General features: G+C 69.4%; 12 protein-coding genes. 9 read left to right on the forward strand and 3 right to left on the reverse strand.

The window, feature by feature from the left end; genetic code table 11:
* Window positions 1–12: 12 nt before the first annotated feature.
* From QME70_00520 to QME70_00550, 7 genes are all read left to right on the forward strand, one after another.
* Window positions 13–1,929: an ASKHA domain-containing protein gene (locus QME70_00520; protein MDI6893089.1), complete on the forward strand. Its 1,917-nt coding sequence runs from the start codon at window positions 13–15 to the stop codon at window positions 1,927–1,929.
* Complete coding sequence (locus tag QME70_00525; GenBank protein MDI6893090.1) at window positions 1,926–2,474, forward strand: 4Fe-4S dicluster domain-containing protein; 549 nt, start codon at window positions 1,926–1,928, stop codon at window positions 2,472–2,474. The genes QME70_00520 and QME70_00525 overlap by 4 nt, the downstream gene beginning before the upstream one ends.
* Window positions 2,471–3,421 (forward strand): CoB--CoM heterodisulfide reductase iron-sulfur subunit B family protein, encoded by a 951-nt coding sequence (locus QME70_00530; protein ID MDI6893091.1) that lies wholly within the window; start codon window positions 2,471–2,473, stop codon window positions 3,419–3,421. The genes QME70_00525 and QME70_00530 overlap by 4 nt, the downstream gene beginning before the upstream one ends.
* On the forward strand, window positions 3,418–7,872 hold the full coding sequence (locus QME70_00535) for an FAD-dependent oxidoreductase (protein MDI6893092.1): 4,455 nt from the start codon (window positions 3,418–3,420) through the stop codon (window positions 7,870–7,872). The genes QME70_00530 and QME70_00535 overlap by 4 nt, the downstream gene beginning before the upstream one ends.
* Window positions 7,873–7,959: 87 nt before the next feature.
* The gene (locus QME70_00540; protein MDI6893093.1) at window positions 7,960–8,424 is read left to right on the forward strand and encodes a hydrogenase iron-sulfur subunit; all 465 of its coding nucleotides are present in this window, start codon (window positions 7,960–7,962) and stop codon (window positions 8,422–8,424) included.
* On the forward strand, window positions 8,421–9,089 hold the full coding sequence (locus QME70_00545; GenBank protein MDI6893094.1) for a methylenetetrahydrofolate reductase C-terminal domain-containing protein: 669 nt from the start codon (window positions 8,421–8,423) through the stop codon (window positions 9,087–9,089). Before QME70_00540 ends, QME70_00545 begins: the two co-directional genes overlap by 4 nt.
* Entirely contained in the window at window positions 9,086–10,036 is a 951-nt protein-coding gene (locus QME70_00550) for a methylenetetrahydrofolate reductase (protein MDI6893095.1), read from the forward strand. The genes QME70_00545 and QME70_00550 overlap by 4 nt, the downstream gene beginning before the upstream one ends.
* Before the next feature lie 435 nt (window positions 10,037–10,471).
* Here the strand turns inward: QME70_00550 and QME70_00555 are convergent, their stop codons facing one another.
* Both QME70_00555 and QME70_00560 read right to left on the reverse strand, forming a co-directional pair.
* Window positions 10,472–10,675, reverse strand: a complete 204-nt coding sequence (locus tag QME70_00555; GenBank protein ID MDI6893096.1) for a 4Fe-4S ferredoxin — start codon at window positions 10,673–10,675, stop codon at window positions 10,472–10,474.
* Window positions 10,650–10,856 (reverse strand): histidine kinase, encoded by a 207-nt coding sequence (locus QME70_00560; GenBank protein ID MDI6893097.1) that lies wholly within the window; start codon window positions 10,854–10,856, stop codon window positions 10,650–10,652. Before QME70_00560 ends, QME70_00555 begins: the two co-directional genes overlap by 26 nt.
* A gap of 287 nt (window positions 10,857–11,143) precedes the next feature.
* On the opposite strand from QME70_00560, the gene QME70_00565 reads away from it, so the two are divergent.
* Window positions 11,144–11,401 carry a hypothetical protein gene (locus tag QME70_00565; GenBank protein MDI6893098.1) on the forward strand — a complete coding sequence of 86 codons (258 nt, stop codon included), beginning with the start codon at window positions 11,144–11,146 and terminating at the stop codon, window positions 11,399–11,401.
* Here QME70_00565 and QME70_00570 read toward each other — a convergent pair.
* Window positions 11,323–12,582: a GGDEF domain-containing phosphodiesterase gene (locus QME70_00570; GenBank protein ID MDI6893099.1), complete on the reverse strand. Its 1,260-nt coding sequence runs from the start codon at window positions 12,580–12,582 to the stop codon at window positions 11,323–11,325. The two genes, QME70_00565 and QME70_00570, sit on opposite strands and share 79 nt — an antisense overlap.
* Before the next feature lie 443 nt (window positions 12,583–13,025).
* On the opposite strand from QME70_00570, the gene QME70_00575 reads away from it, so the two are divergent.
* Window positions 13,026–13,868, forward strand: a complete 843-nt coding sequence (locus tag QME70_00575; GenBank protein ID MDI6893100.1) for a fumarate hydratase — start codon at window positions 13,026–13,028, stop codon at window positions 13,866–13,868.
* Window positions 13,869–13,880: the final 12 nt, after the last annotated feature.

The following is a 13,880-nucleotide window of genomic DNA, read 5'->3' on the forward strand; positions in this document are numbered from 1 at the left end:
GGCGAAGAGCCCGTGAGCAGGGTGCAGGTGAAGTTCCTTCCCGACAATGTGACGGTGAGCGTGTCCCCGGGCACCGACCTTTTGCAGGCGGCGGCCCTGGCCGGGCTGGAGATCAAGTCCGGCTGCGGCGGGGAGGGTGTCTGCGGGCGCTGCCTGGTGGCCATCCGGTCGGGCAAAGCCCGGGTGGGGGAAGGGAGCATGGCCCCCAGGTACCGGCGCCTGGGCTACGTCCTGGCCTGTCGCACCAGGGTCGACGAGGACCTGGTGGTGGAGATCCCGCCCGAGGCCCGCATCGAGACCGCCCAGCAGGTCCTGCTGGACGCGCCGTCCCGGCTCCTGCAGGAGAAGGAGACGGATGTGCTGGTCCAGTACGGCCTGCAGCCGGCCTGCCGCAAGTACCCGCTGTCTCTTTCTCCCCCCACCCTGGTGGAGAACGCACCCGACCTCACCCGGCTGGTCGCGAGGCTGGTACCGGCCACCGGCTTTTCCGAGATAACCGCAAACCTCGACGTGTTGCGGGAACTGCCCGAGGTCCTGCGCCGGCAGGATTTCCGGGTGACCTGCACCCTGGCCGACCTGGGGGAGGGGCGGGCGGAAATAGTGCACGTGGAGCCGGGGGAGGCGGTACGACCGGCCTACGGCCTGGCCGTGGACATCGGCACCACCACGGTGGCCGCCCTCCTGGTGGACCTGGCTTCGGGGGAGACCCTGGATCGGGTGGGCACGTACAACCACCAGATCCGCTTCGGCGATGACGTCATCACCCGCATCGTCCACTCGGTGCGGGAGGAGCGGGGCCTGGAAGAACTGCAGCGGGCGGCGGTGGACACCATCAACGAGCTGATCGACCTCCTGCTGGCCCGGCACGACCTCTGGCCCACCGATATCCAGGCGGTGGTGGTGGCGGGCAACACCACCATGACCCACCTCTTCCTGGGGGTTTCCCCCAAGCACCTGCGCCTGGAGCCTTACATCCCGGCGGCAGCCCGCTTCCCGGTGGCTAAGGCGGGCGAGCTGGGCCTGAAGGTGCACCCCGAGGCTCCCGTGCGCTGCACACCCGCGGTGGCCTCCTACCTGGGCGGGGACATCGTGGCCGGGCTGCTGGTGTCCGACATGCAGCATCTGCCCGGCATCGGGCTTTACATCGACATCGGTACCAACGGGGAGATGGTCCTGGGCGGGCGCGACTTCCTGGTGGGGTGTGCCTGCTCGGCCGGTCCCGCCTTCGAGGGGTCGGGCATAACCTGCGGCATGCGGGCCACAGCGGGCGCCATCGACGGGGTGGCCATCGACCCGGAGACCCGGGAGGCGCGGGTGCACACGGTGGCGGGGGAGAAACCCCTGGGCATCTGCGGGTCTGGCCTGGTGGACCTCCTGGCCAAGATGTGGCGCGCGGGGATCATCGACCGGGCCGGCAACTTCCAGCGGGTGCCTTCACCGCGCCTGCGCTGGGGTGACGAGGGACCCGAGTACGTGCTGGCCTGGCGCCGGGAGTCCGGCAGCGGCCGGGACGTGGTGATCAGTGAGGCCGATGTGAAGAACCTTTTGCGGTCCAAGGGGGCCGTGTACGCCGGCATCCGCTCCCTGCTCCGTTCGGTGGACATGGAGCTGGACGCCGTGGAGAGGGTTTGGATCGCGGGCGGTTTCGGAAACTACCTCAACATCAGCGAAGCCGTGCGCATCGGTCTTCTGCCCGACCTACCTCGGGAGAAGTTCGTGTTCCTGGGCAACGCCTCCGTGAAGGGGGCGCGCCTGGCCCTGCTTTCGGGCCGGGCCTGGCAGGAGGCGGAGAGGGTGGCCCAGGGCATTACCTATCTGGAGCTTTCCGTGGGGAACACCTTCATGGACGAGTTCGTGTCCGCGCTGTTTTTGCCCCATACCGACCTGCGGCTGTTCCCGTCGGTGGAGCGGGAGGAGGTGGAGCGATGACCCTGGCCGAGGAGATCAGAGAGCGCAGCGGTCAGGACATTAACTCCTGCTACCAGTGTCACAAGTGCTCGGGAGGCTGCCCGCTTACCTTCGTGTCGGACCTGCCCCTGAGCGGGGTGATAAGGGTCCTGCAGCTGGGGCTGCAGGACGTGGTGCTGGCCTCCCGCCTGGTCTGGCTGTGTTCCGGCTGTCGCACCTGCTACGAGCGCTGTCCCAACGGCATCGACGGGGCGCGGGTGCTGGACGCCATCAAGGCCATGGCCAAAGAGGAAGACCGGGTGGAGGATCCCCAGGTGGCGGCCTTTCACGACGCCTTCCTGGGCATGGTGAGACGATTCGGGCGCGCCTACGAGCTGGGGATGATGGCCGAGTACAAGATCCGCACCGGCACCTTCACCCAGGACGTCCCCATGGGGCTCAAGATGCTGGCGCGGCGCAAGCTGCGCCTCACGCCGTCCCTGGCTCCCGGCCGGCGCGACCTGGCCCGCCTCTTCCGGGAAGGCGTGCGCTACCGGAAGCGGCGGGCGGGGGGTGATTTCGCATGAGCGGTGCGAGCGGTGCGTGCGTGAAGCCAGGAGCGGTTTCCGCGGGCATGGCGGCCGGCGCCGTCGGGGGCGGGGGTGTCGGCCTGAGCCTGGCGTACTACCCGGGGTGCTCCCTGCACTCGACGGGATGGGAGTTCGACGCCTCCACGCGGGCGGTGTGCGCCGCCCTGGGCATCGAGCTGCGGGGGGTGCCGGGGTGGACGTGCTGCGGTTCTTCCTCCGCCCACACCCGTCCCGGTCCCCTGGGCCGCGCGCTGGGGCTGCGCAACCTGGTGCTGGCGGAGGATGCGGGGGAGGAAATGCTCGTCCCCTGCGCGGCCTGCTACAACGTCCTCAAGGGGGCGGATGCCGCCTGGCGGGCCGGTGAGGAGGAGGCGCGGGAGGCGGCCCACCTGGTGGAGGATAGCCTGGGGCGTCCCTACCGGGGAAAGGTGGCCGTCCGCCACGTGCTGGAGGTGCTGGCCCTGCCCGGGGTGCTAGAGACCCTCCGGGCCCGGGTGAGGTCTCCCTGGCGGGTCCCGGTGGTGCCTTACTACGGGTGCCTGCTGGCCCGGCCCTCCGCCCAGGTGGGGTTCGACCGCCCCGAACAACCGGTACTGATGGATCGCATCCTGGAAGCCATCGGGGCCGAGGTGCGGCCCTGGTCGTACAAGACCGACTGCTGCGGGGCCTCCCTCACCATCTCCCATGCCCCGGTGGTGGAGGTCCTGGTGAACGAGCTCATCAAGCAGGCCGGGCGGGCGGGGGCGCTGGCCCTGGTGACGGCCTGCCCCATGTGCCACGCCAACCTGGACTCCCGCCAGAGCGTGACGCCGCCCGTGCCCGTGCTCTACATCACGGAGGCGGTGGGCATCGCCCTGGGCCTGCCCGATGCGGGGCGCTGGCTGGGAGCCCACCTGGTGGACGCCCGTGCCCTGCTCACCCCCGACGGGGAGATGGTATCATGAGCGATTTGCCCCGCAACGCGACGGTGGAGGTGCCGCCCGCGGCCGCGGGCCCGGACGGCAAGCCCCTGGGTTCGGTGCTGGTGGTGGGGGCGGGGATAGCCGGCATGCAGGCCGCTCTCGATATGGCCTCTTCCGGTTTCCTGGTGCACCTGGTCACCCGGGAGCCCTCCATCGGCGGACGCATGGCCCAGCTCGACAAGACCTTCCCCACCAACGACTGCGCCATGTGCCTGCTGGGCCCCAAGATGACCGACTGCCAGAACCACCCCAACATCGTGCTCCACACCATGAGCACCCTGGTGGGCCTGGAGGGCAAGGCGGGCGACTTCCGCGCTCTGGTCCAAGAGCGGGCCCGCTACGTGGAGGTGCGCCAGTGCACGGGGTGCGGCGACTGCGCCGGTGTCTGCCCCGTGACGGTGAGGGACCGGTTCAACCTGGGTCTGTCCGAGCGCAAGGCCATCTACAAGCACTTCCCCCAGGCCGTCCCCAACGCTTACGCCATCGAGAAACGGGGGACGCCCCCCTGCCGGGCCACCTGCCCGGCGGGGTGCAACGTGCAGGGGTATGTGGCCCTCATCTCCCAGGGCAAGTTCCGGGAGGCCCTGGAGGTGGTGCGCCGCCGCCAGCCCTTCGCCTCCATATGCGGGCGGGCCTGTCACCATCCCTGTGAATCGGAATGCAACCGGGGCCAGTACGACGAGCCCCTTGCCATAGCGGTGTTGAAGCGGGCCGCCGCCGACTTCGGCTGGTCGGACGAGCCCGAGCTACCCGCCACCCGGCGGGAAGAGCGGGTGGCGGTGGTGGGGGCGGGTCCGGCCGGCCTGGCCGCCGCCCTGGACCTGGCCCGGGAGGGCTACCGGGTGACGGTGTTCGACGCCGCGCCCGCGCCGGGGGGCATGCTGCGCTCGGCCATCCCCGAGTACCGCCTGCCCCTGGACCTGGTGGAGAAGGAGGCGGGCTGGATCCTCTCGCACGGCATGGAGTTCCGGGGCGGCGCGAGACTCGGCACCGACTTCTCCCTGGACGACCTCACCGCCGGGGGTTTCCGAGCGGTGCTGCTGGCCCTGGGTACCCCCAAGGGGCGCGGTCTTCCCATACCGGGCACCGACGGTCCCGGCGTGGAGCTGGCCCTGCCCTTCCTCAACCGGGCCAAGCTGGGACCCCGGCCCCAGGTGTCGGGCCGGGTGCTGGTGATCGGCGGCGGCAACGTGGCCATGGACGCCGCCCGCTGCGCCCTGCGGCTGGGCGCTTCCTCAGTGGCCATGGCCTGCCTGGAGTCCCGGCGCGAGATGCCCGCCCACCCCTGGGAGATCGAGGAGGCGGAGGAAGAGGGCATTGAGGTCCACACCTCCTGGGGTCCCGTGGAGGTGGTACGCGAGGGCGACCGCGTGCGGGGCGTGCGCCTGCGCCGCTGCACCCGGGTGTTCGACGAGCAGGGCCGCTTCCGGCCCCAGTTCGACGACTCCGTCAAGACTTACCTGGAGGCCGACCGCGTCATCATCGCCATCGGCCAGGCGCCCGACGCCGGCTTCCTGCCCGCCCAGGGCGTGGATCTGGACGGGCGCGGTTTCATCGCCGCCGACCCCCTCACCCGGGCCACTGCCCGGCCGGGGGTGTTCGCCTGTGGCGACGGGGCGGGGGGTAAGCCCTCCATCGTGGATGCGGTGGCGGACGGGCACGAGGCGGCCGAGTCGGTCCGGCGGTTCCTGCAGGGCCTGGACCTGGCCGAGGGTCGGCCGGCGGCCAAGCCCGAGAAGCTGGGCCCCCCCGAGGGGGTGCCGGTGGAGGCGAAGCGTCGCCTGCGCCAGCGGCTGGCCGCGGCCGGCGAACGGGTGCAGGACTTCCGCGAGGTGTACCTGGGCTTCACCCCCGAAGAGGCTCAGGAGGAAGCCTCCCGCTGCCTCAACTGCGGCATCTGCTCGGAGTGCCTGCAGTGCGTGGCCGCCTGCAAGAAGGAAGCTATCAACCACAGCGACGAAACGCGCACGGTGGAGATCCCGGCGGGTGCCGTGATCCTGGCTCCGGGCATGGGCCTCTTCGAGGCGGAGGGTGCCCTGGAGTACGGCTGGTCGGTGTACCCCAACGTGCTCACCAGCATGGAGTTCGAGCGCTACCTGTCGGCCACCGGGCCCACGGCGGGCAAGGTGGTGCGGCCTTCCGACGGCAGGCGTCCCCGCCGGGTGGCCTTCATCCAGTGTGTGGGCTCCCGCGACACCTCCTGTGCCGAGTACTGCTCGGCGGTGTGCTGCATGTACACGGCCAAGGAGGCCATCATCGCCCGCGAGCACGATCCCGGCATCGAGCCCACCGTGTTCTACCTGGATTTGCGCGCCTACGGCAAGGGATTCGACCGCTATATCGATCAGGCCAGGTCCCACGGGGTGCGCTACGTGCGCAGCATGATCTCCGGCGTGAAGGAAGACCCCGTCACCCACAACCTGATCATCCGCTACTGGTCGGGGGAGCGCGTGAAGCAGGAGGAGTTCGACCTGGTGGTGCTGGCGGTGGGGGCGCGGCCCCCGGCGGGCGCCGCCGAGCTGGCGCGGGCGGTGGGCATCGAGCTGGACGAGTACGGCTTTGCCCGTAGCGACCCCGTCTTTTCTGCCCTGTCCACCCGGCCGGGGGTGTTCCTGGCGGGGGCCTTCGCCGGACCCCGCGACATCCCCGAGAGCCTGGTGGGGGCCTCGGCGGCAGCGGCCTGCGCCCACGCCCTGCTGGCGCCGGGGCGGGGCACCCAGGTCACCCCCAAGACCTACCCGCCCGAGCGGGACGTGCGAGGCGAGGAGCCCCGGGTGGGCGTCTTCGTGTGCCGCTGCGGTATCAACATCGGGGGCGTGGTGGACGTCCCCGCGGTGGTGGAGTTCGCCTCCACCCTGCCCGGGGTGGCGCACGCCCAGGAGTTCACGTACACCTGCTCCCAGGACAGCCTGCAGCGCATCCGGGAGGCCATCGCCGAAAAGGCCCTCAACCGGGTGGTGGTGGCCTCGTGCTCCCTGCGCACCCACCAGTCCCTCTTCCGGGAGACCCTGCGCGAGGCCGGCCTGAACCAGTTCCTGTTCGAGATGGCCAACATCCGCGACCAGTGCTCCTGGGTGCACCGGGACGTGCCCGATGCCGCCACCGAGAAGGCCAGAGACCTGGTGGCCATGGCGGTGGCCAAGGCCCGCAGCCTGACTGCTCTGCCCATGCAGGCGGTGCCCGTGGTGCAGAAGGCCCTCATCATCGGGGGCGGTCCCGCGGGCATGGCGGCGGCCCTGGCCCTCTCCGCCCAGGGGTTCCCCTGCTACCTGGTGGAGCGTTCCGACCGCCTGGGCGGCCAGATGCTGCGCCTGCGCCGCACTATCGCGGGGCGGAACGTGCCCGTCCTGCTCTCCGACCTGGTGGGACGGGTGATGGAAGATGCGAACATCACCGTGTTCACCGGGGGGGAGGTGGCCGAGGTGGCCGGTCACCAGGGCCACTTCACCACGCGCCTGCGCCTGCCCGACGGTGAGGTCAGCGTGGAGCACGGCGTGGTGCTGGTGGCCACCGGGGTGGAGGAGTACCGGCCCAACACTTACCTGTACGGGCAGGACGACCGCGTGCGTACGGTCACCGAACTGGAAGGGCAGCTGGCTGCCCTGGAGCGGGATGGTTCCCGTCCACCGTGGAAACAGGTGGTGTTCATCCAGTGTGTGGGTTCCCGCGACAGCGAGCGGCCCTACTGCAGCCGGGTGTGCTGCGCCCAGAGCCTGAAGAACGCCCTGTGGCTGAAGCGGCTGGCCCCCGACTGCCACGTGGTAGTCCTGTACCGCGACATGCGCTCTTACGGTTTCCTGGAGAAGTACTACCGGGAGGCCCGCTCCCTGGGCATCTCGTTCCTGCCCTACCCCGATGAGACCCCGCCCGTCCTCCGTCAGGCGGAGGGGGAGCTGTGGCTGGGTACCGTGGATGCCGCCTCGGGGCGGGGCATCGAGCTGCACCCCGACCTGGTGGCCCTGGCCACGGCGGTGGTGCCCGCCTCGGGGGCGAAGGAACTGGCCTCCCTGCTCAAGGTACCCCTGGGGGAGGGCGGGTTCTTCCTGGAGACCCACATCAAGATGGGTCCCCTGGACTTCCCCTCGGCCGGCATCTACCTGTGCGGCGGCGCCCACTGGCCCAAGTCGCTGGAGGAGGCTATCTCCCAGGCCCAGGGCGCGGCCTCGCGGGCAGCGGTGGTCCTTTCCAAGGAATCCCTGTGGGTGGGTGGCGTGGTCTCGGTGGTGGACGAGTCCCGCTGCGCGGGTTGCCTGACCTGCGTGCGCGTCTGCCCCTATCATGTCCCCTTCATCAACGCCCGCGGGGCGGCCCAGATCGAGGCCGTGCAGTGCCAGGGGTGCGGCATGTGCGCGGCCGAGTGCCCGGCCCGCGCCATCCAGCTGGGCAACTACCGCTTCGACCAGATGGAGGCCAAGCTGGGTGGCCTGCCCTAGCGGTGCCGGCGGTGCGGCCGGGCCGGATGGCCCCCCGGGTAACGGGGCGCAGGAGGTGGAACTCAGGTGGACGACGGAACCGAAGCAGTGACAGTCGAACGTCCCGGCGGCAGCAGTGCTGGCAGCGAGCCGTCCTTTGAGCCCAGGATCGTGGCCTTCTGCTGCTACTACTGCGCTTATTCCGCGGCCGACCTGGCCGGGTCCATGCGCCTGCAGTACCCACCCAACGTACGCCTGATCGAGGTGCCCTGCAGCGGCCGGGTGGACCCCGCCCTGCTGCTCCGGGCCCTGGAGGAGGGGGCGGATGGCGTATACGTGGCCGGCTGCATGGAGGGAGACTGTCACTTCCAGCAAGGTAACTTTCGGGCCAAGCGCCGGGTGGGCGCCATCAAGAAGCTCCTCTCCCAGATCGGCTGGGAGCCGGAGAGGGTGGAGATGTACAACGTGCCCGCCTCCGACGGCGCCCGCTTCGCGCAGGTGGCCCGCGAGTTCACCGAACGCATCAGGGAAGTGGGACCCAACCCCGCCCGGGGGAAGAAGGTGAGATCGTGATCATAGCCGAACAAAAGCCCATCCCCGAGATAGCGGCCCAGGTGCGCCAGTGCCAGAAGGTGCTGGTGCTGGGGTGCGGCGGCTGCGTCACCGTGTGCCAGGCCGGCGGTGAAAAGGAGGCGGAGATCCTGGCCTCGGCCCTGCGCCTGATGGGGGCCCGGGAGGGCTGGGACACCGCCTTCGACAGCATGGCCATCACCCGCCAGTGCGACCCCGAGTACCTGGACGGCATCGCCAGGAAGGTGACAGAGTACGACGCCATCCTCTCCCTGGGGTGCGGGGTGGGGGTCAACTACCTGGCCGAGCACTTCCCCCGCACCTGGGTGGTGCCGGGGCTGAACACCAAGGGGGCGGGAGCCACCCTGGAGGCGGGCGTATGGGAAGAAAGGTGCCTGGCCTGCGGGGACTGCATCCTGCACCTGACGGGCGGTATCTGCCCCCTCACCCGCTGCTCCAAGAGCCTGCTCAACGGTCCCTGCGGCGGCTCCCAGGCGGGAAAGTGCGAGATCTCCCCGGACGTGGCCTGCGGGTGGCAGCTCATCTACGACCGCCTGAGGCAACTCGACCGGCTCGACCTCCTGCTGGAGATCAGAGACCCCAAGGACTGGTCGCGGACCCATGACGGCGGTCTGCGCCGGGTGGTGAAGGAGGAGGCCCGGCTATGAGCCAGAACGGGTGCAAGACGGAAAGCCGGCTAGAGCGGGTACTGCGGGAGGGTCACTTCGCCGTCACCGCCGAGGTGGGCCCCCCCAAGAGCGCCTCTTCCAAGGGGATATCGCGCCACGCGGCGGCCATCAAGGAGGTGGCCGACGCCATCAACCTCACCGACAACCAGACCGCCATCGTGCGCCTGTGCAGTCTGGCCGCCGCCGCGCACGTCATGCAGGCCGGCGGCGAGCCGGTGATGCAGATCACCTGCCGGGACCGCAACCGTATCGCCATCCAGTCCGACCTGCTGGGCGCCTACAGCCTGGGCGTGCGCAACGTCCTCTGTCTGACCGGGGACCACATCAGCTTCGGCAATCATCCCCAGGCCCGCACCGTGTACGACCTGGATTCCGTCCAACTGGTGCGGCTGGTGCACGACATGCGGGAGAACCGCCGCTTCCAGAACGGTGAGGAGATCAAGGTGGCCCCGCCCCGCTTCTTCGTAGGCGCCGCGGAGAACCCCTTCGCCGACCCGGTGGAGTTCCGGGCCCTGCGCTTGGGCAAGAAGGCGAAGGCCGGGGCCGACTTCATCCAGACCCAGGCCGTATTCGACCTGGACCGCTTCGGCCAGTTCATGCGGGTGGTGCGGGACATGGGCCTGGACGAGCAGGTCTTCATCCTGGCCGGTATCGTGCCCACCAAATCGGCGAAGGCCCTCGAGCGCACCGCCACCGTGCCCGGCATGGTGGTGCCCCAGGAGCTCATCGACCGGATGAAGGGAGCAGCCGACCAGGAGAAGGAAGGCGTAGCCATCGCCGTGGAGCTCATCTCCCGCCTGCGGGAAATCCCGGGCGTGCGCGGCGTGCACATCATGGCCATCGCCTGGGAGGAAATCGTCCCCGAAATCGTCAAGGAGGCCGGCCTGCTCCCCCGTCCCCGCCTGGAGGTCGCCAGCCCCGCCTAGGCTCTGCCCCGCACGCAGGTGGGCGCACCCTCGTGGAGGCGGCCACCCCCGCCTGAGGTCAGCTGGAGGAGCCCACACATGAAGATAGCTGAGGGTATCCACAGCTGATGAGAAATCCACCGCTCTGGTATGATTTGGGTGGCGGTTTTTGCGCCGCATCCCGCTGCTGCGGGCACCCCAGGTACCCCCGGGGTGCCCGGCGTCTGGCCGATGTGTGACATAAAGCCGGGGCCGGCTGGTTATGTAACTGGCTGGCGGCCCGGACCGGGGGCAGGTGCGCCAACTGGATAATTCCTCACCGCTTCTCCCGGCCGGTAGTGATGAAAGAATCGACACCGCCGGCATGCAACTCATCAACGACGTGCTGCCGGACAGCGCCGCCAGGTGCGGGCCGAGCGGAAGGAGGGGGGGTCCCCTGCGGACCCTCCCCCATCCCTAGACCATGCGGATGGCCTTGAGCGGGCAGGTGACGGCACATTTGGCACACCCCCGGCACATGGCCACCTGATATGGCACTTCGTAGGGGCTGTCTTGCCTGAGGATGCGGTTCGGGCACACCTGCGCTGCTACGCACACGCCGCCCTCGCAGTGGGCGGCGTCGCACCTGGTGGGGTCAACGACTGCCATGGCTTTCGGCATTGCGGGCCGCCTCCCGAGCCTTCTCCAGCTTCTCTTCGAGGTCCTCCAGTTCCGTGAGCATGGCCGGCCGCACCGAATGGCGGGGCAACCGCCCTTTCAACTCCTCGATTTCGGCCTCCAGCCGCTCGATCTCCGCCTGCAGCCTGTCGGTCCGAGCCCGGGGTTCACCGTTCGCGTCCATGGTCATACCCCTGGGGGTATTATAGCGCCTGGCAGCAGCCTAGTAAACCGCCCCCCCGCGGGTTGGCGAGGGGCCAGCAGGAGGTGTGGCGAATTCCCCCGTCATCAATGTTGATTTCTCCCGTGGCAGGGCCGGGCGAGCATAGCGAACTGGGCCGGGTCCTTCACCATCTCCCGGGCTACGAATTCCGGTAGGGGTAACCGCGGATGCAGCACGTAACTCATCCACAGTCTGATCGGGTCCTCCGGCGTGCGGCACGACGCCATCGGGCCCGCGGCGGGCTGACCGTGCTGGCAGTCATGCACGACCTGAACCTGGCGGCCGCCTGGTGCGACCGTTTGCTGCTCCTGCACGAAGGCCGGGTGTTCGCGGACGGATCCCCTGAGGAAGTGATCACGCCGGAGGTGATCCGGCGCGTCTACGGGGCGGAGGTCCTGGTGCTCAGGAACCCGGTGTGCGGCTCTCCCTATGTGGTACCGGCCCTGCCAGCCCGGAGCCGGGAGACCGCTGCGGCGTCGGGGGCCGTCAGTTCCCGGGCGGGATAGGCGAACAGGTACCCCTGGGCCAGGTCCACGCCGACGGCAACCAGCGTGTCCAGTTCGGGGGGCTGTTCTACCCCCTCCGCCACCGTGGTGCATCCCAGGCGGCGGGCCAGGTGGGCCAGGGTCTCCACGACGACGCGGCGGGCGGGATCCCGGTGGCAGTTGGCCACCAGGTACCCATCTATCTTCACATAGTCTGGTTGCAGCTCCACCAGCGTGCGCAGGCTGGAGTATCCCGATCCCACGTCGTCGAGGGCTACCCCCAGACCGTGGGCGCGCGCCACCTCCACTGCCCGGCGCAGGCGTGCCAGGTCGGAGGCGGCCGAGCGCTCCGTCAACTCCAGGGTCACCTGCCCGGGCTCTATGCGGGCCTCCGCCAGCAGGTCTCCCAGCTTCTGCAGGTCGTAGGCGGGGTCGCTCAGCACCCCGGGGTCTACGTTGAGGAAGAGTCCCAGGTCGTCGAAGAGCCCGCGCACCCCGGCTATGGCCTGGCGGTGGCACAGCTCCTCCAGGCGGATGAGCAATCCATACTTCTGGGCCAGGTGGAAGAGGGTGAGAGGCTCCTGCCACCGGCTCCCTTCCGGCCCCCGGGAGAGGGCCTCGTACCCAACGGTGCGCCCATCGGTCAGGGATACGATGGGCTGGTACACGCTCTGTATCTGCCCCTGGCCCAGGATGGCCAGCATCTCCTGCCGGGAGAGGAAGTCCTCCAGGCCCATGTCGGACTTGGCCATGAGGACAGCCTCTTTCATGGCCTCGTAGATCAGGCGCTCCATGCGGCGGTCGGGACCGGCGCGGATCTCGGCGTACCCCAGGTGGACGGTGAGCTTGCGATCGAGGGGCAGGGTGCACACCGCCGCGTTGAGCCGTACCTCCAGCAGTTCGCGCAGTTGCTCCAGCTGGGGGCCCAGGTGGGGCTTTTCCCCGGGGTTGGGGAAAAAGAGCAGGAAGTCGTCCCCTCCCGTGGTGCAGGGCACGATCCCGGTGGCGTTCCCCAGGCGGAGGCCGGTGTGGCTCAACACCCTGCCCAGGGCGTCCAGGATGGAGTCCCCGGTGCTGGTACCGCAACTCTCCTGTACCGAGGCGAAGCCGACCAGGTCCACGAACACCAGCCCGAGCACCCGGTGACGGCGGGCTATCTTGGCCAGTCGCGGGATGACCTCTGCGACAGCCGGTACCTGCATGTGCAACCCCCCACCGGCGCATTCACATGCCGGTTCGACCCGGTACGCCGAACCCATTCTTCCCTCACTTAATATCGAATCCTGGCCTGTTCCTCTCCAGTTGCCTCCGACCGGGTAGCGCGTGTCAGGTTGCCCGGGAGTTGACGGTGCTGGTGGTGCTGTCCCTTTTCTACGTGGTGGCGGGATATCCGGGTTTCGTGTACATGCAGAAGACGGCCCGGCGCCGCGGTCTGGCCGCCCACTGAGAGGCGTTTCCTTGGGCTGGAAGCAGGAGGGGGCTGGCAGGTGTCGAATCTCTCCATGGCGCCCCGCCGCCCCGTGACCTGCGTTTGCGGGCCGGCGCCGGTTGCGGGCGCGCGCGGGCGGCCGGCTTCTGGGCCGTCTGGCAGACGAGGCACCCGGCGTTGAGGAGTCGGAGTCCTGGCTAGAATGGGGGGAAGGGCATGAGGGAAATCGACGTGGCACGGGTTGCGGAAGCGGTGGCAAGGCTGTGTGAGGAAGCCAGCATGGACCTGGGTGAGGATGCCTTCGCGGCGCTGGAGAGAGCTCTGGAACAGGAAGAGTCGCCGGTGGGGAAGGATGTGATCGGGCAACTGATCGAGAACGCCCGCCTGGCCCGCAAGGAGTGGGTGCCCATGTGCCAGGACACCGGCGTGGCCGTGGTGCTGGTAGACGTGGGTCAGGACGTGCATGTGGTGGGCGGCTCCCTGGAGGAGGCCATCAACGCCGGGGTGCGCAAGGGCTACCAGGAAGGGTACCTGCGCAAGTCGGTGGTGGGCGATCCCTTCGAGCGCAAGAACACGGGCGACAACACCCCGGCCGTGATCCACTACCGGGTGGTGCCTGGGGACAGGCTGAGGATTACGGTGCTGCCCAAGGGAGCCGGCTCGGAGAACATGAGCGCCCTCAAGATGCTGACTCCGGCGGACGGGCTGGAGGGCGTGATGGATTTCGTGGTGGATGTGGTGGATGAGGCGGGATCGAATCCCTGCCCCCCGATCATAGTAGGCGTGGGGGTGGGAGGTACCATGGACCAGGCGGCCCTGCTGGCCAAGCGGGCGCTGGCGCGGCCCGTGGGTCAACCCCATCGCCGCCCCGAGATAGCCGGTGTCGAGGAGAAGCTGCTGCAGCGGATTAACCGGCTCGGGATCGGGCCGCAGGGCCTGGGCGGACGGGTGACGGCGCTGGCCGTGCACATGGAGGTATACCCCACTCACATCGCCTGCCTGCCGGTGGCGGTGAACCTGCAATGTCATGCGGCCCGGCACAAGGAAGCCGTGCTCTAAGGCCGGCGGCCA

The organism is Bacillota bacterium (genome assembly GCA_030019365.1).
In the GTDB taxonomy this organism is placed as follows: domain Bacteria; phylum Bacillota; class Sulfobacillia; order JACIYH01; family JACIYH01; genus JACIYH01.

Bases quoted from the DNA above. Each gene is read 5' to 3' on its own strand.
- QME70_00525 (MDI6893090.1), top strand. From the start codon at position 1,926: ATGACCCTGGCCGAGGAGATCAGAGAGCGCAGCGGTCAGGACATTAAC.
- QME70_00570 (MDI6893099.1), bottom strand. From the start codon at position 12,582: ATGCAGGTACCGGCTGTCGCAGAGGTCATCCCGCGACTGGCCAAGATA.
- QME70_00530 (MDI6893091.1), top strand. From the start codon at position 2,471: ATGAGCGGTGCGAGCGGTGCGTGCGTGAAGCCAGGAGCGGTTTCCGCG.
- QME70_00535 (MDI6893092.1), top strand. From the start codon at position 3,418: ATGAGCGATTTGCCCCGCAACGCGACGGTGGAGGTGCCGCCCGCGGCC.
- QME70_00575 (MDI6893100.1), top strand. From the start codon at position 13,026: ATGAGGGAAATCGACGTGGCACGGGTTGCGGAAGCGGTGGCAAGGCTG.
- QME70_00555 (MDI6893096.1), bottom strand. From the start codon at position 10,675: ATGCCGAAAGCCATGGCAGTCGTTGACCCCACCAGGTGCGACGCCGCC.
- QME70_00560 (MDI6893097.1), bottom strand. From the start codon at position 10,856: ATGGACGCGAACGGTGAACCCCGGGCTCGGACCGACAGGCTGCAGGCG.
- QME70_00550 (MDI6893095.1), top strand. From the start codon at position 9,086: ATGAGCCAGAACGGGTGCAAGACGGAAAGCCGGCTAGAGCGGGTACTG.